Here is a 17,175-nt window from a genome sequence, read left to right on the forward strand (position 1 = left end):
TAGATGTACATAATATGTCAAACTTGCGTTTTTACAAGTCTTCTGAGTCGTTTAGAAGCAATCTTTTCTCATTTTTTTGATTTACCATATGTGGCATGATAGATATATGATTTCCATCATCTCGGTTAAACCTTACATCTTTTGTTCTTGTAGGTTCATGCCACTAAGTCGAGTTAAATTTTGATTGTCTTAAAACTTCAATCTGCCAGCATCTTTAATAACAGATAATATTCTTTCTTATGTCTTTCCATCTTCGCTAAGTCTTTGTCTGTCGGGTGTAGAATGCGGGTAATATCCATATTGTACTGAAGGTCATTCAATTTGACTTTGATGGCCAAACGATGTCCGCGGAAACGCTCGATATATGTTTCACGATTGGTAGTTGTGCGGAAGTCCATTAGATCGAGAGCCTCTTCAATCTCGTCCCATTCTTGCTTTGTTAATTTGTGGTATTTTTCGTTCGGAAAGGATCCTACGATACCTTCAAATTCATAAATCCAGTCATGTTTTTCCTTGTTCTTCTCCCAGTCATCCAGTATCGCTTTCAGTTTTCTAATGATCTCTTTTACGGTATGACCTGTATCTTCAGCTGCATTAAACAGAAATCCCACGGTTTTTTCTTTCCAGTCGAAACCGTTTCGTCCGACAGTCGATAAATGTTCTTCAAAGTAATCTTTACCTGCTTGATCTACCTGTCCTTTGTGCAATTCTTTGGCCAATCGTGCCGCTGCGTATGCTACATGTATCTTATATCCCATGATATCTTCATAGGCATCTTTTGTTTCTTTTGCAGCTTGAGGGTTAAACGTTCCCAAGTATTTAATATATTTCATATAAGTTCGTTCTCCCGCACCTGATAGCCCTGACATAGTGTCAAGTAGCTGGTCTGCAATCCGATCCAATACATTAATATCTTGGATATTGTTGCGCATTGCTTCATTCAACCGTTTTCCCGCCTGTTTCGCCATTCGTTGTTCCAATGCGATGCTCTGCTTGCAGAATGCTATAAAATTTGAGTCAAGTTTCATCCTTTTACACGCTTCTTTTTAATTAATTCCTCTTGTCTTTAATTATATAGTTAATTATAACATATTTGGCAGACTATCATTGTCTGCCAAATATGTTGCTAATAATTACGGGATTATATCCCGTTTTTGTCAATGTTTACTTTTTCTATTTCATCCCATTCTGCCAGAGAGATAATGTCATGGTATTGTTTCAATGATAAAACATTCTCCTCGCTATCCATACATTCGTATTCCCATGGAAGTTGATAAACGGTTCCTTCTTCATGATGGCCCATGTAGTCGTGAAATGTGTACGGAATCAATTTCACATGATCCTTCTCCTTGAGTATTCGTAAAAGTTTGGCAGCGTTGTGTATTTCCAAAGGAGCGCCAGCCTTGTAAAGCGCAGTGGCGACTTCTATCGCGACATCCGCATACGCTGAGTAGCTGTTGGAAACAATGATTCTCCATCCGGGGCTGTCAAAATCCGATGCGAGTACATTCAGCCGCGACAATCCCAGTTCCCCATAATGGTCTGAGGCGAATTTGTTGAAATCCGTTTCACTGTCGAGATCGTATTCATCTTGCAAATCGCAGAATTTAACCATGTTGTAATATGCGACATTTTGTAATTCCAATGGTACTCCATTCAGAAAGGTCCGCTTCTTTCGTGTAGTATCAAACCTTTCAAAATACCGGTCATAGGCTTCATGAGCGATCCGATAGTATTTGCAATACGAACATATCGTCATTGTATCTAACAGTCGCCCGAAATTCTTGCAGACGGAATCCTCCAGTGCTTTTATTGCAGTCTCCTCGTCTTTGACTTCAATTTTAAATCTCGGTTCGATTCTGTTGAACTCCTTTCTCGCAATTCTTCCGTTTCGCTGCTGGTAAGGAAGATGATTCGCCACATAATCATTGAACCCCTCCGGATCTTGTATGATAGCATCGATTAACTTCTGAAGATATAAGGCCAACTTTACAAAGAAATCCCTTTGCCATTCGGGATAAAAACAATCACCTATTCTGTCTCCATATCGGGAATAATTCGCAATAGTAAAATACGAGTGTTTCCTGTCCGAGAATTGTATGGTACGATTTTCTTTATATCTGGCGGAGCTAACATGATACCATACCATTTCCCTGGGATTTGACAATTCCCAATCCCGGAGGTATTCTTCCTTGCTCTCATATTCTCCGTCTGCAATCGACGCTTCGCAATCTCCCCATTCTTCCGGAGTAGGGCGGGGCAATTCGATATAAAATCCTCTGTATTCATCGTCACCCATCTTTTCCAGTTGAGCAAATTGCTCCTGAAGTTTAACTAACATCTTCAATGTATCGTTATCAACCACGATTTCTGTATTGCGCCCGCTTCCGAGCTGTTCGAATATCGCAGCATTCAATCCGCATTCTTTCGCCAAGTCTATGAAAAGATGCATGGTAAAGATTGTCTTCTTATGTTGTTTCATATCTCATTCGTTTTCAATCGTTAAAAATTTCCCCGGATCAAATCCATTGATTACATGCTCGTTTTCAAATGCATATCCCATCTGGTTGCAAATCACTTTTGTACTCCCGATTTCTGTGTCGATATTGGTATGCGAATGTCCGTAAATCCAAGCATTAATTCGGCTGTTACCGATCAGGTCTCCGTATTCACTGGCAAAGGCGCTGTTCAATACGGAACCTTTATGCTGAGGAGCAACAACCTGCAAAGTAGGCAGGTGGTGAGTCACGACCACTATGTGTTCTGCCGTACTTTCGGCAAGACTTTTTTTGATATGACCTAAACAGAAGTCATGCATCTGATTATATGCTTCCGTTTGGAGCAGTTTCCCTTTATACATGGTCTGACGGAAATCGTTAAGTCCTTTCCAAACGAAATATTCGTCTGCCGGTTCGATATGTGACCAAAATGTGCTCATTATGAAATCGGTATCGTCTATTCTCAATACTTGATTTTGATAATAACCGACATTCTCTTTGAACATCCATCGCCATTGTAATCCCCGTTCCATCACATCGCAATAATTGTAATATTCATGGTTCCTGGGAACAATAAGAACCTGCCTATAGTTTTTAGATGCCCATTCCCAGAAATTCCCCAAAGGAGCTACTCTGTCTTTCAGATAGAAAATATCTCCGGCCAATACGAGTATATCGCCCGTTACCGGAAATCTGTTTTGTTTTATGTACCTGCTGTTCTCCCTGAACTCAAAATGCAGATCGCTCATATATTGTATTCTCATATTACTTATTTTTATTTGTTTGTTCAACCTGTTTTTGGATTATCCTCTTTACCTGCTCAAATGAGACCGGAATAAAGTCATTATTATCCACTCCCACATCATATTGCGTCGGGAAAATCATATCCAGCCGTGAAGCGTCTTTTCCCGTATTATTCTTGCTCGTATGCACATGCCCGAACAGTTGCCACATATTCCTGTAAGCACCTCCATAGCAGAGGAACGGATAGTGGTTCAGGTAGATTTTCTGCTTGTCGACCTCTATGTGCATTTGCATGCTTGTCAATTCAAACCTGCTGGCGTACCCTTGCCTGATATTTTTTAGATCATGATTACCGAGAATGAGATAGATTTTTCCATTCAGTCTGTTAAGAATCTTGGTCCATTCATGGGATCCTCCCAGGCAAAAATCCCCCAGATGAAACACGATATCATCTTGACCAACTACCCGGTTCCAATTTTCGATCAGCGTTTCATTCATATCTTCTACATTCTTGAATGGCCTCTTGCAAAAGCCAATGATATTCGAATGATAAAAGTGCGTGTCCGATGTAAAATACACCTTGCTTCCGTCAAACTTGTAATTCATTTTGCTCTCTTTTGTGCACATTGCTGTGCGGTTAATTAAAATTGGTTGTTCTTGTGCTCATTGTACGGAAATGACGGGAGAGGAATTGCACGGAGCAAACAGTCACCAATGGGCATAAAACAAAATAGTTGGAAAGTTCGGTAAGGACTCTCCAACTATTCTGTTGTTTATTTTAAGATCAAGATACGAGCATCTATCGCATCTTATCTCCTATATCTGTTCGTTGGAAAGTATTTATGATATTCTCTGGCGTTTCAATGCTCCAAACATGAAGAACATACGACTGAACTTCGAAGCATTTGTTGCCTCGAATTGTCGTTTGGGATAATATGTTCATTCTATTTTGCTGCATTGTAAATTTTCAAAAGAGGCGCAAATGTACAGAATAATTTCGCAATACTCCAAATATTTTTCAGTGAATTCTTCAAATCACCCTATAAAAATCACTGTGAGACTTAAGAGGATGTTCAATATGCCATGATTCGAATACTTCGCAATAATGGTTGGGAATATTTATCAAATGTATTATATGAAATCTCATTGGTGATGATTTCTGCTGTTATATTCAAATATACCAATCGCTTGATTATCAGAATCTATTTTGGCTGAAAAAACAATTCAGTTCTATTCGAATATTATCTGTAATTTGGATAAGTTTTAGTGGTACTGATAAAATTTGCCTATTTATCACTGTTAAATTGTATGAGGGACAGAATTTTGTCCCTTGTATCCGTCCAGGGAACAAACGGGGGACAAAATCATGAAAAATTGATACAATACTTTATTATTCCTTTGCATTTAATGTGTTGATTATCAATGTCATCGAAGTTGGACTGTTTCTTCTTTTACTTTCTATTGTATATTGTATAATATATTGATAATCAATTAGTTATATGCAACTATTTACCGATGCAAAAATGCCGAAATATATTCCCCAACACCTGATCCGTCGTAACCTCTCCTACGATATCCGATAAATGGAATATACACTCCCGTAAATCTTGCGAGATGAAATCCCCGGAAAGGCTGGAGTTCAAACCTTCTTGTACCCTATGTATAGCTTCCAGCGCATGCGTAAGCGCCTCGAAGTGGCGGGCATTCGTTACGATGATGTCGCTTTGGTGGAGGGTGGGGATGGAAGAGACTTCCGTGAGGAGTTGTTGTAGCTCTGCGATATGCAGCTTGCCTTTGGCGGAAATAGCGATTTGATGCCAGCCTTCGGTGGGGAAAGAGAAGGTTGGGAGAGAGGATGCGGGTAATACATCGCATTTGTTCATCGCTAAGATAACAGACTTATTCGTTAATCTCGGAGCTATTTCTTGATAGAAAGCCTCGAAATCCTTGAGGTCACGGGTTAAGTCGTACATGAGGATGACGATTTGCGCTTGGTCTAGAGCCTTGAAACTACGTTCAATACCAAGAGCTTCGATCGTATCGCTTGTTTCACGGATACCGGCGGTGTCGATGAAACGGAAGAGCTGGCCGTTGATATTGATCGTATCCTCGATAACGTCACGGGTCGTTCCGTGGATGTCGCTGACGATCGCTTTATCCTCGTTCAACAAGGCGTTTAGTAAAGTAGATTTGCCGGCATTCGTCTCACCGATGATGGCGACGGGAATACCGTTTTTGATAGCGTTACCTACGCTGAAAGATTGGGCGAGTTTGGAGATGACCTGTTCGATATGATCCGCAAGCGTGCGAAGCTCGCTACGATCAGCGAACTCTAATTCCTCATGGTCACTGAAATCCAGTTCCAGCTCCATGAGAGAGGTGAAATGGAGCAGCTGGTTCCGAAGTTCGGCAAGTTCCTTGCTGAAACCACCTCGCATCTGGCTTAGAGCCAAACGATGTTGGCCAGCCGAAGTGGAGGCGATTAAATCCGCAACGGCCTCCGCTTGGCTAAGGTCCATCTTGCCATTCATGAAAGCACGTTGCGTATATTCACCCGGTTGCGCTATACGGCATCCGCTGGAGATAAGGGATTGCAGGATTTGTTGTTGGATATACGTCGAGCCGTGGCAGGTGATTTCCACCGTATCTTCCCCCGTGAAAGAATGGGGGGCACGGAAAACTGCGGCGATCACCTCATCTATGGTTTCGTCATTGTTACCGACGATGGAACCATACGTTAAGGTATAAGCCTTTTGGGTAGATAAACTCTTACCTGCCTTCTTCGGCCGGAATATCCGATCACAAATCTTGAAAGCATCCGGCCCGGAGACACGAACCACTGCGATTCCTCCTACTCCCGGAGCTGTAGATATAGCGCAAATTGTACTCATTCCGTCTATTAAACCGTTATTAATTCATACGCTTGAGAACCCAGTCCGATTTCCTCCGCATAACGTAGGCCGGCTTGCCAGTTCGTATCCGGATGAATCAAATGGAATTTATCCTCTCCCTCAAGGTGTTCGTGAGGATGAGTCTCGGCTAATTTATTACCTCCGATGATAGGAGCGTTGATAACCATATCGGCGCAAGCCTTATCCAAGGCCACCGGATCGAAAGACGCAGCGATCCCCAAATCGGGGATGATGGCGGCATCGTTATGATTCCAGCAATCGCATTCCGGAGATACGTTCATGATAAAACTAACATGGAAATGAGGCTTGTCTGCTAATACGGCTTTCGTGTACTCGTCGATCTTGTAATTCAATCGCTCGGAAGTATCACCTTCGCCCATTACGGCACCGTCGTACTGGCAAAGAGCCACACATTGCCCGCAACCTACACAACGCTCGTAATCAATTTCGGCCTTTCGGTTGTTATTCAAATGGATGGCATCGTGAGCGCAGTGCTTTACACAGATGTTACAGCCTTTACAAGCCTCCGTATCGATACGAGGCTGTGAGGCACAATGTAATTCCAGTTTACCGCCTACGCTGGCGCATCCCATCCCGAGGTTTTTCAGCGCACCGCCGAAACCGGCTTGCTCGTGACCTTTGAAATGGTTCATGGAAATGATGATATCGGCATCGGCGATAGCGGCACCTATTTTCGGGGCCTTGCAATATTGCCCGTCGATCTCGATTTCCCGGTAGTTCGTACCTTTCACGCCATCGGCGATGATAACGTTGCAACCGGCGGACATGGGATTGAACCCATTTTCCATGGCGCTTTGAAGATGATCGACAGCGTTGGAGCGACGGCCCGAGTATAAGGTGTTACAATCGGTAAGGAACGGTTTCGCGCCTAATTCACGTAACAGGCTTACCAAGCGAGCGGCGTAATTAGGACGAATGTATGCCAAATTCCCCGGTTCGCCAAAGTGGATCTTAATGGCTACAAATTGATTTTTGAAGTCGATATTGGCGATACCGGCACGTTTTACCAGACGTTCCATCTTATCCAGCAGGTTGCTGCTGGGGGTCGTGCGTAAATTAGTAAAGTAGACTTTGGATGTATTCATCTTTTTATTGGTTTAGTGTTGACAAAGGTACGAAAAACACGGAACATTTTTTATATTCGCGTAAAACAGATTTGTATATGGACTTGCTTCAGCGGAATCATCAGCTATTGTTGAAAGGAATAAATTGTACATTCCTGCGTTATTTGCATGCACGGATAGAGTGGGAGGATCGGTTAATCGGCATCTTCGGCTCTCGAGGGGTTGGTAAGACTACCTTGTTGTTACAGCATATTAAGTTGAAATTTGAAGATTCGCGGGAAGCCCTGTATGTGAATCTGGATGATTTCTGGTTTGAGACACATTCATTGACCGATGCGGTTAAGGAGTTCCTGCAAGCCGGGGGGCATTATTTGTTTTTGGATGAGATCCATTTCTATTCGGGCTGGATGGAAGAGGTCTCAACTTTATTGGATGCCAACCCCGCCTTAAAGATTGTTTTCGCTACCACTTCTTTGTACTCGCAGACAGAGGTGCGGAACGGGTTAAGGCATGAGGCTGCTTTTTATACCATGCATCCGATGTCGTTCCGTGAATTCCTTTCTTACGAAAGCATTCTGGATAAAGATCCCATTCCGTTGGAGGATATCTTAGCGAACCATCATGATTTGGTGAAGGAGATCAATGCGGAGATGAATATTGTGCCGATTTACCGGAACTATCTGGAACATGGATGTTATCCTTTTTATTGGCAAGACCCGGATATGTATTATTTCCGTCTGCAAGAATTAGTGAGAAAAGAGATTTGCCGGGATTTGCCTTCGGTGGTTTCTATTTCGATGAGTAATCTGGAACGAGCTCAAAAATATTTTATGATGGTGGCTGAGTCGGCTCCTTTACGTCCGAAATCGATTGATGTAACCCGTAAGACAAATATGCTTCGTCAGCAAAGCGATAGCCTGTTGCGTTTTTTTCATGATGTGAGGCTTATTTATTACTCGGCAGACCAACTGGGAACCACTCCGGCCAAGCAGAAAGTCTTTATGGGGGATACCAACTTGCTGATCTCTTTTTTCGGAGATAAGGAGAATCGGCAATTGATGTGTGAAACCTATTTCTTAAGCCAGATGCGTTCCGTGGCGAACGTGGAATTCATGGAGAACGGAGATTTCTTGATTGGCGGTAAATATATCTTCGCCGTAGGTGATCCCTTAAGGGGATATGATCGTCTCCGCTTCGTACCCGACGCTTATGCGGCTATCTACGGGTTACCGAAAAGTGTGTTTAACCGTATGCCGGCATGGATATTAGGATTTAGTTATTGAGAATTTAAAAATAGGATTACTATGTTAGAATGCATGAAGAATAGAAGAAGTATCCGTAAATATACGGATCAGGATATCCCGGAGTCTTTACTGAATGAATTATTGGAAGTGGCTACTCGTGCCTCGAATACAGGAAATATGCAATTGTATAGTGTCGTGGTTACCCGCGACCCTGCGAACAAAGAGAAACTGGCTCCGGCTCATTTTAACCAACCAATGATTACGGGAGCCCCGGTGGTACTCACTTTTTGTGCGGATGCGAACCGTTTCGTGAAATGGGCGGAGTGCAGGAAAGCGGAGGCCGGATTCGATAATTTACAAACGTTTATCGCTTCGACGATAGATGCGATGTTGTTCGCCCAGAGTTTCTGCAATGCCGCTGAGGAAAAAGGCTTAGGCATTTGCTATCTGGGTACGACGGCTTATAATGCGGACCAGATCATTGAGGCGCTTTCTCTTCCCCGTCTGGTTGTCCCGATCGTTACGGTTACGGTGGGTTATCCGACAGAGCCTATACCCGCTCAAGTTGAACGTTTACCATTGGCGGCTGTGGTACAAAACGAGACTTATACGGACTTTACTCCGGCTTCCATCGATGCCTTGTATAGTGAGAAAGAGGCATTAGAGGTGAATAAGCAGTTTGTAAGGGAGAATAATAAGGAAACACTGGCGCAGGTCTTTACGGACGTACGCTATACGAAGAAAAATAGTGAACATTTCTCCGAGGTGCTCTTGAAGGTATTGAAACAACAAGGATTCATGAAGTAAGCCCTAATACTTCTACCTTATAGTTCATAAAGAGTCCACTCTCGAGTACGCCCGTAATCGACTTGAGAGTGGATTCTGTATTTTCAGGGATATAGTCCATCCATACGTCTAGGATCATATTGCCATTCTCGGTAATGATCGGTCCATCCTTACCTTGCCCCATACGAAGTTTTATCTCACCGGGATTCAAACGCTGGAGTCTGTCCTCTACATAGGTGAGAGCTTCCGGGAAAATCTCTATCGGGATCGGGAATTTAGCTCCCAGCCTCTCCACTTTCTTGGAAGGATCGACCAGTATATAGGTCTGCGGACTGGAGCTGATTAATAGCTTTTCCTTGAACATGGCGCCTCCACGCCCTTTGATCAAGTTAAAGTGGGAATCTACTTCATCAGCCCCATCGAAGGTCCAGTCCGGCTTGTGGGAAAACAGGCTGGTAACCGGAATGCCTAGCTGGGCGCAAGTCATCCGGATTTCTAATGAAGTGGGGATCGCCAAGATGGAAAGACGTTCCGTCCGGATACGTTCCGCTATGCGAATTAACGCTAGATAGGAGGTAGAACCGGAGCCAACACCTATGACTTGTCCGTTTTCGACTTTAGATGCGATAAGGTCCGCTATCTTTATTTTATCTTCCTTATGGGAGATCTGATTCCCCCATTCCAACGTATCGATTAGTGAATGATCCCACTTCATAGTCTTGATATTATTATATACGGTCTAATACAGTTTCAATCAGTTCCTCCAAAGAACCTTTATAATCCGTATTCATATGATTATCCACACGTCCGGCGATAATACAACATACGGTCATTGCCCGGTGTCCCATGAGAGCGGCCAGACCAGCTAAAGAGGAGCTCTCCATCTCGAAGTTCGTAATCTTTCGCCCGTTATAATCGAAAGCTTCTATTTTCCGGTTCAATTCTGGATCGGTCAAGGGCAATCGGAGCTCACGTCCTTGCGGCCCATAGAAGCCATTGGCCGCGATAGTCGTTCCCCGGATAATATCATTACGGGTGATTTGCTCGATCAACGATGGATCTGCCGATACGACATAAGGCCATATGCCGCTAAGCCGCCAATCAAGCTGTTTTATTAATTCAGATTCCAAGTCTGCGTCACGAACGGAATTACTATTTGCGTAGAAATAAATGACTCCATCGAATCCGATCGATTTCTCCGCAGCTACATAAGTCCCAATCGGGACAAATGGCTGTAACCCTCCGGAAGTCCCGATACGAACTAGGGAAAGTTGCTTGAATTCCGGCTTGATCGTACGGGTTGAGAAGTCAATATTAGCGAGAGCGTCCAACTCATTTAATACGATATCAATATTATCTGTACCGATGCCATGGGATACAACCGTGATACGTTTTCCCTTGTATTGGCCCGTGATGGTATGAAACTCCCGGCTGGAAACCTCACATTCCTGAGACTCAAAATAGGAAGCGACGGTTGTAACTCGTGCGGGATCACCAACAAGTACCACACGATCCGCGAGTTGTTCTGGTTTTAAATGCAGGTGGAAAACACTACCATCTGAATGGATCGCTAATTCTGAAGCGGGGATTGTTCTCATATTCGATCAGCTAATTAAGTTTACTTTTAATCATAAAAGGGCAAGGTGCGACCCTGCCCTTGGAGATAGTTCCATGTATATAACTATTTTAGTCCTTTAATGGTTTTGATGGAGTACCGGCCGGTTTAGCTATCGCTTCACGCATAGAAGTGTCCGCCTCGATGTTCTTCATCTTGTAATAGTCCATTACGCCTAGGTTTCCTGTGCGGAAAGCGTCTGCCATTGCCTTGGGAACTTCCGCTTCTGCCTCGATCACCTTGGCACGGGCTTCTTGTGCTTTCGCCTTCATCTCTTGCTCGAGGGCGACAGCCATCGCACGGCGTTCCTCGGCTTTCGCCTGAGCGATATTCTTATCCGCTTGAGCTTGATCCATTTGCAAGAAAGCGCCGATGTTCTTACCTATATCGATATCGGCGATATCGATGGAAAGGATTTCGAAAGCTGTTCCGGCGTCAAGCCCTTTGCGAAGCACTAATTTCGAGATGGAATCCGGATTTTCCAATACGGTCTTATGGCTTTCGGATGAACCAATGGAAGATACGATACCTTCACCTACACGGGCTAAGATCGTCTCTTCTCCGGCACCACCCACTAATTGCTTGATATTCGCACGAACGGTGACACGTGCCTTGGCGATTAACTGGATTCCGTCTTTTGCTACCGCTGTTACCGGAGGGGTATCGATCACTTTCGGATTTACCGACATTTGTACAGCCTCGAATACGTCACGTCCGGCCAAGTCGATAGCGGTAGCCATCTGGAAAGGAAGGTCGATATTCGCTTTCGACGCGGAAACCAGCGCATGCACTACTTTCTCGACATGTCCACCCGCTAAATAGTGCGCTTCCAGCTCGTCGCGTGTAAGCGTCTTTATTCCTGCCTTATGCGCTTCGATCATTGCGCGAGTGATGATGTAGGGAGGAACTTTTCGGATACGCATCAAGAATAACTGGATCAAGGAGATATTGACTCCTGATACTTTGGCCGAGATCCATAACAGGAATGGCACATAATAGAAAAAGATTGCCAGCAGAAGTACTGCGGCCCCCAATAGGATAAGTGGCAAAAAGGTTATTTCCATATATATAAAATTAAGCGTGAATATTTGTTTCTTCTTTAGGACGGACAATTACGTTGTAACTGTCTACCCTGATCACTACGATCGGCGTGTTCTCATCGATTAATTCGTCTTGAGATTTCGCTTCCACGTTAATACCTTTAATCCGGGCCTTGCCGATAGGGGCTAAGCGTGAGAGCGTGATCCCCTCGTCTCCGGGTTCTATTCCGAGATCCCTGCTGGATGTCAGCTTGGAATCGATATCTGTCTTTAAAGCGATCTTATTAAAAGACCGGGAACGCAATAACCAAGCGAAGATTATTCCGAATGTAATGATTGATAAGGATAAAGTCAGATGCCCTACCCATATACCTACCGTATAAGCGAAAACGACTCCGCCGATAGCGAAAATAGCCCCGCCTATACCCGCGAGTGTTATTCCCGGAAGAAGGAATATCTCTGCCAGTATCAGTAGGATGGCCGCTACCATGAGGAAGACGATGATGGCTATGTCCAGTAGCATAGTTCTTCTTATTTATGGTTGTTTCTTAGGTATACGATCTCTGCGTTACGTGCCTTTTTCTCCCATTCGTCCGGTTGAGCGAGCAGGTTGTTTAACTTTTCTTCCGCATCAAGAATCGTAGGCTTCAGTTGTTCTCGCTTCGCCTTATTCCCTTTGATGTAGCTGGCTCGTAAACTCTCTAGTTTCTCATTTAGCTCCTTGATCTGTCTATGGATGGAAACTACTTTCTCGTAGTAGTTCTTCGCTTCCGGACTTTGGATATCGTCTAAGGTGTAATAAACGATATCATCATGGATCGGGAACGTGAAATCTTTCTTTATTTCTATACGTCCATAAGGAATCTCGGTATGAGCTAAATGAATAAGCTCTTCGTAATTCGATCCGGGTTTCCATGAATCCTTGATCGAGGCAATAGAGGCCCGGGCACGTTTTAGTTCGATATCCTCGCTATCTACTCGCTCGCGGTTGTCATTCGGGATGAATAGGTATACGCAGACTTTTCCTTCCGGTTGATAGCGGTCGGAAACGAACCATCCCAATTGCTTGGCTTCGTCGATCACCATCATATAATCGTTAAACGGGGAGTTATAGGGCATGCCCAATTGCTCCGGTGTAAGATAAGTATCGGAATTGATGTTGTAGCGAGTGACGAATAAATCATATCCGCCCAGAGAGCCGTTCCCTTTGGATGCGTAATAAATCGTTACGCCATCGGATAGCACGAATGGATACCCATCGTCGGCGTCACTATTGATATTCATCGGTAACTGTTTCTCGTCTCCCCATTGATCCATGAGCTTGGATTGGGTAAAAAGACAATTGTGGTTACCGTCTGTCGAGTGGGCGTAATAAATCTTATCCCCCTTCTGGTTCATGTATACCGATGAGTTGCCCGGATCGTTTGTCTGGAAGAAATCTTGGTAAGTGGTCAACGTACCGCTTTCCTCGCTTAAGGTATAGGCTGATAAGAAATCATCTTTATCAACGACCAAGCTATCGATAATCTGGACATTCTCTACCTTATCAAGCATACGGCTTGCTTTGTTCGCCAAGTCCATACGGATCTGGTAAAGTTCCACATCTTGTTTCTTTTTTGTTAGGAGGGTGATGTATTCGTCGAACATCTCCTCGGCTTCGTCAAAACGATAGGTCTGGTAGTATACTTCTCCAAGGTATCGATAAGCGTCTTGTACCCTACGCTTTACGGCAACCTTAAGATGTTTCTCCGCTCCTGCTAAATCTCCGGTCTCGAAACAGCAAACACCATACCATTGATTATAAGAGGCATTGCTTGGCGCTTGTTTCACTAGTTTCTCGAACACAGGTTTGGCTTCCGCGTATTTCCCGTCGTTATATAATTTTTTTGCCTGATCAAGACTTTGCGCATGTAGTTGCATTCCTCCGCATAGGAGTGTAACTCCTAGCGTATAAAGCAGCTTTTTGGATAACCGTTTCATTTTGTCTATTCTAGATTATATAGTTATGCAGTTTCAAAGATAAGAATATTTTTGTAGAGGCATACAAATCGAAAAGATAAATATATAATTTTGCGCCCGTAAAGGAAGTATATGGCAAAATTGACAGAGGACGAACGTTTGTTTCGCAAGATAGAGGATAAGGTAAAGAGAGCGATTTTCGACTATGGCTTGATCAATGATGGCGACCGGATCTTGGTCGGGTTGTCCGGAGGAAAAGATTCCTTGGCCTTGGTGGATTTACTGGGGCGCAGGTCGAAAATCTATTGTCCTCGGTTTGAGGTCGTGGTAGCGCATATCGTGATGACGAATATCCCTTATTGTTCGGATCGGGAATATCTTAGAAGTTGCGCGGAGGAGCATGATTTGCCTTTCATTGTCCATGAGACAAGTTTCGATCCTTCTACGGACACTCGCAAATCTCCCTGCTTTTTATGCTCTTGGACTCGCCGGAAAGCTTTGTTTGAGATCGCTAAGGCTCATAAATGCAATAAGATTGCGCTAGGGCATCATCAAGATGATATCCTAGAGACACTGTTGATGAACCTGACCCACCAAGGGGCTTTCGGAACAATGCCTCCCCGGTTGAAAATGGATAAGTTTGATATGGAGATTATCCGTCCGATGTGTCTGGTGGAAGAGAGGGAGTTGATTCAGGTCGCCGCATGGAAAGGGTACCGGAAACAATTGAAGAACTGTCCTTATGAGTCGGGTTCCAGTCGTTCGGATATGAAAGAGCTGCTGAAAAGTCTGGAAGCGATCAATCCGGAGGCCCGTTACAGCCTTTGGGGGAGCATGACGAATATACAAGAAGATTATTTACCTCGAAAAATAAGATAATATGCAAAGTGTTTATACGATTTTATTATTGATCGTGTCTAATATTTTTATGACATGCGCTTGGTATGGTCATTTGAAGATGAAGCAACAATTCAGTTGGTTTGAGCATCTTCCTTTGTTTGGCGTAATCCTGTTTAGTTGGTTTCTCGCTTTTTTTGAGTATTGTTTCCAAGTACCGGCGAATCGCATCGGTTTCCGGGATAACGGGGGGCCGTTCAACTTGATTCAATTGAAAGTGATCCAAGAGGTGATTACGTTGGTGGTATTCGTGGCCTTCAGTACCATCGCTTTTAAGGGGGAGTCGTTTAAATGGAACCATGCGCTTGCTTTCGTATTCTTGGTAGCGGCGGTTTATCTGGTTTTCAAGAAATAAAGTCGTTGCGTTTGGCTTTGATAATCAGCGGAATACCTTGATGCCTATTGTAAGATGCTTACAATGCCTATTCAAGCATGTTTATAATGCCCATTGTAAGCACCTTATAATGGGCATTGTTAAAACGCTATATGATCTGTTGGCTCAGATGTGTAAATATAGCTTCGGTCTCATCCGGATGGAACCATGTTATTTCTGGGTCCCGTTTAAACCAAGTCATTTGCTTCCGGGCGTAGACCCGGGAGTTTCTTTTGATTTTCTCCACGGCGAGGTCTAATGTCCATTCTCCGCTGAAGTAATTGAATAATTCTTTATAACCTACTGTGTTCAAGGAATTCAAATGACGGAAGGGATAAGCCCGGCGAGCCTCTTCCAATAATCCTTCGCTCATCATTTGATCTACACGTTGGTTGATGCGGTCGCATAATTCGTCACGATCTCTAGTAAGCCCTACTTTGATGATCCGGAACGGACGCTCTTTCTTAATGTTCGTGCGGAAGGAGGAGTAAGGCTTGCCTGTCATCCGGCAAATCTCTACGGCATGGATCACTCGTTTATAATTATTCCGGTCCACTTCCTCATAATGGACAGGGTCTGCTTCTTTTAATTCAGCGAGGATAGGGGCTAGCCCCTCGGTTTCAAATTGCATGTATAGGGCATCCCGGATCTCCGGTGTAACCGTCGGGATATCGTCAATACCTTTGCATACGGCATCGATGTACATCATAGAGCCTCCGGTCATTACGACGGTCGGGATCGTTTTATGTAATTCGGATAGGAGGGAGACCACATCTTCCTCGAAGTTGCTGGCGCTGTAATAATCGGTAAGCGAGAGAGTGCCTACCATATAATGCTTGACACGTGCCATTTGTTCCGGTGTAGGGGCAGCCGTGCCGATCGGAAGGTCTTTATAGAGCTGACGGGAGTCGGAAGAGATAATCGGAGAGCCGAAACGTTCCGCCACTTGGAGGCTTAACTCGGTCTTTCCGACTCCTGTCGGCCCAAGTAATATAACGAGGGAATTCATCAAAAGCGCTCGTCGTCGTAAGGATTATCCATCGGACCTTCGCTTAAACCGTCGAAGCCGCTTTTGTCTAATTCGTCCATATCGTATTCGGAGTCACCGTAAAAATCTTCTCCTACGTCCGTGCTACCGTTCTTAGCCTCGAACTCATCGAAAGAAACTATTTGGGCGGGAGGCGTACCTACCGATTTGCTGCAAATAGGAGCATCCAAGTCTTTTCCCGGAACGATCTCACGAAGTTCCATGAAGAAGGCACGTTCGGTCATATAATCGAAAACGAAAAGTAGTTTTTGGTGCTCGTCTTCCAACAATTCTTCCAGTTGAGTATCGGCCATGACATAGCTGTCTTCCTCGGAAGAGGTATCCATCTCCACTAATGTGATCTCTGTCTTTTTACTCCAGTCATCGTCACATATGAAGAAAGAGGTCATTTGATCCTTTGTATAACCTACAGAGTCGAGGATGGCGTTTTGCAAATCCAAGAAAGTAGACTCGGAATCAATCTTGATCTCGCGCTTGAAGTCATCTGCTTCATCTGATAGGATTAGAAATCTAAATAGCATAGTCGTTTAGTTTTATTATCGCCTCAAAAGTAGTAAAAATATGGATATACCCAATATACGTCGCTATAAATAATGAAAGAGGGTGCGCATCTGATCCCTGTATGGGATTTCTTCTGAACCTGAGGCTGAGATATTAGCGGCAGTTGTCACCTTGAATAGGAATGGATGAACTACCTTAAGGACGGAACGATCCGTCCTGACACCATGGCTCCAGGATTAGGCGAAGCTTGAGGCACGTATGGAAGGACATATGGAAGGACTGGCGGAAGGTAAGGCGGAAGCGAACCTAGAAAACGCCAAGAAGATGAAAGCTATGGGGATCGATCTTGAAATGATCCGGCAGATCACGGGAATTACCCTATAAATAATTTTGGCGACATAAATAGCGAATCGGCGCAAACCCCTCATCGTAAGATGCGGATTTGCGCCGATTTGTTTTTGGTTGTCCGGATG

General features: G+C 44.1%; 18 protein-coding genes. 5 read left to right on the forward strand and 13 right to left on the reverse strand.

What is annotated here, in order from left to right; genetic code table 11:
- Positions 1–197: 197 nt before the first annotated feature.
- From DWX33_RS22745 to DWX33_RS03565, 6 genes are all read right to left on the reverse strand, one after another.
- Positions 198–1,028 (reverse strand): hypothetical protein, encoded by an 831-nt coding sequence (locus DWX33_RS22745; protein ID WP_122379860.1) that lies wholly within the window; start codon positions 1,026–1,028, stop codon positions 198–200.
- 113 nt (positions 1,029–1,141) lie between these two features.
- Complete coding sequence (locus tag DWX33_RS03545; RefSeq protein ID WP_122379861.1) at positions 1,142–2,482, reverse strand: hypothetical protein; 1,341 nt, start codon at positions 2,480–2,482, stop codon at positions 1,142–1,144.
- 3 nt (positions 2,483–2,485) lie between these two features.
- The gene (locus DWX33_RS03550) at positions 2,486–3,262 is read right to left on the reverse strand and encodes a metallophosphoesterase (protein ID WP_121962641.1); all 777 of its coding nucleotides are present in this window, start codon (positions 3,260–3,262) and stop codon (positions 2,486–2,488) included.
- Between the two features lies 1 nt (position 3,263).
- A complete protein-coding gene (locus DWX33_RS03555; RefSeq protein WP_121962671.1) occupies positions 3,264–3,848 on the reverse strand; it encodes a metallophosphoesterase in 585 nt (194 codons plus the stop codon).
- An 899-nt stretch (positions 3,849–4,747) separates the two neighbouring features.
- On the reverse strand, positions 4,748–6,133 hold the full coding sequence (gene mnmE, locus DWX33_RS03560) for a tRNA uridine-5-carboxymethylaminomethyl(34) synthesis GTPase MnmE (RefSeq protein ID WP_122379862.1): 1,386 nt from the start codon (positions 6,131–6,133) through the stop codon (positions 4,748–4,750).
- Positions 6,134–6,141: 8 nt separating this feature from the next.
- Positions 6,142–7,260: a DUF362 domain-containing protein gene (locus tag DWX33_RS03565; protein WP_122379863.1), complete on the reverse strand. Its 1,119-nt coding sequence runs from the start codon at positions 7,258–7,260 to the stop codon at positions 6,142–6,144.
- A 77-nt stretch (positions 7,261–7,337) separates the two neighbouring features.
- Between DWX33_RS03565 and DWX33_RS03570 the strand changes: the two genes are divergently transcribed.
- Both DWX33_RS03570 and DWX33_RS03575 read left to right on the forward strand, forming a co-directional pair.
- Positions 7,338–8,522, forward strand: coding sequence for an AAA family ATPase (locus DWX33_RS03570; protein ID WP_005854357.1), 1,185 nt, complete (start codon positions 7,338–7,340; stop codon positions 8,520–8,522).
- A 21-nt stretch (positions 8,523–8,543) separates the two neighbouring features.
- Positions 8,544–9,290, forward strand: coding sequence for a nitroreductase family protein (locus tag DWX33_RS03575; RefSeq protein WP_122379864.1), 747 nt, complete (start codon positions 8,544–8,546; stop codon positions 9,288–9,290).
- Here the strand turns inward: DWX33_RS03575 and rpiA are convergent.
- The 5 genes from rpiA to DWX33_RS03600 form a co-directional block, all read right to left on the reverse strand.
- Positions 9,280–9,984 carry a ribose 5-phosphate isomerase A gene (gene rpiA / locus DWX33_RS03580; protein WP_005864338.1) on the reverse strand — a complete coding sequence of 235 codons (705 nt, stop codon included), beginning with the start codon at positions 9,982–9,984 and terminating at the stop codon, positions 9,280–9,282. The genes DWX33_RS03575 and rpiA overlap by 11 nt on opposite strands.
- A 13-nt stretch (positions 9,985–9,997) precedes the next feature.
- Positions 9,998–10,867 carry a nucleoside phosphorylase gene (locus tag DWX33_RS03585; RefSeq protein WP_057327239.1) on the reverse strand — a complete coding sequence of 290 codons (870 nt, stop codon included), beginning with the start codon at positions 10,865–10,867 and terminating at the stop codon, positions 9,998–10,000.
- Between the two features lie 88 nt (positions 10,868–10,955).
- The gene (gene floA, locus DWX33_RS03590) at positions 10,956–11,948 is read right to left on the reverse strand and encodes a flotillin-like protein FloA (RefSeq protein ID WP_005864341.1); all 993 of its coding nucleotides are present in this window, start codon (positions 11,946–11,948) and stop codon (positions 10,956–10,958) included.
- A gap of 10 nt (positions 11,949–11,958) precedes the next feature.
- Positions 11,959–12,447 carry an NfeD family protein gene (locus DWX33_RS03595; protein ID WP_009275728.1) on the reverse strand — a complete coding sequence of 163 codons (489 nt, stop codon included), beginning with the start codon at positions 12,445–12,447 and terminating at the stop codon, positions 11,959–11,961.
- A gap of 8 nt (positions 12,448–12,455) precedes the next feature.
- Complete coding sequence (locus tag DWX33_RS03600; protein ID WP_122379865.1) at positions 12,456–13,904, reverse strand: tetratricopeptide repeat protein; 1,449 nt, start codon at positions 13,902–13,904, stop codon at positions 12,456–12,458.
- A 111-nt stretch (positions 13,905–14,015) separates the two neighbouring features.
- Between DWX33_RS03600 and DWX33_RS03605 the strand changes: the two genes are divergently transcribed.
- Positions 14,016–14,762, forward strand: coding sequence for a tRNA 2-thiocytidine biosynthesis TtcA family protein (locus DWX33_RS03605; RefSeq protein ID WP_008773556.1), 747 nt, complete (start codon positions 14,016–14,018; stop codon positions 14,760–14,762).
- A 1-nt stretch (position 14,763) separates the two neighbouring features.
- Entirely contained in the window at positions 14,764–15,135 is a 372-nt protein-coding gene (locus tag DWX33_RS03610) for a DMT family protein (RefSeq protein ID WP_005854365.1), read from the forward strand.
- Positions 15,136–15,262: 127 nt separating this feature from the next.
- On the opposite strand, the gene miaA is transcribed toward DWX33_RS03610, so the two are convergent.
- Together miaA and DWX33_RS03620 are read right to left on the reverse strand one after the other, a co-directional pair.
- Positions 15,263–16,162 (reverse strand): tRNA (adenosine(37)-N6)-dimethylallyltransferase MiaA, encoded by a 900-nt coding sequence (miaA, locus tag DWX33_RS03615; protein WP_122379866.1) that lies wholly within the window; start codon positions 16,160–16,162, stop codon positions 15,263–15,265.
- Positions 16,162–16,722, reverse strand: a complete 561-nt coding sequence (locus DWX33_RS03620; RefSeq protein WP_122379867.1) for a hypothetical protein — start codon at positions 16,720–16,722, stop codon at positions 16,162–16,164. Before DWX33_RS03620 ends, miaA begins: the two co-directional genes overlap by 1 nt.
- Positions 16,723–16,960: 238 nt before the next feature.
- Here DWX33_RS03620 and DWX33_RS23140 point away from each other — a divergent pair, with 238 nt between their 5' ends.
- Entirely contained in the window at positions 16,961–17,086 is a 126-nt protein-coding gene (locus DWX33_RS23140; protein WP_008773553.1) for a hypothetical protein, read from the forward strand.
- Positions 17,087–17,175: the final 89 nt, after the last annotated feature.

It is taken from the genome of Parabacteroides sp. AF19-14 (assembly GCF_003635485.1).
Lineage (GTDB): Bacteria > Bacteroidota > Bacteroidia > Bacteroidales > Tannerellaceae > Parabacteroides > Parabacteroides distasonis.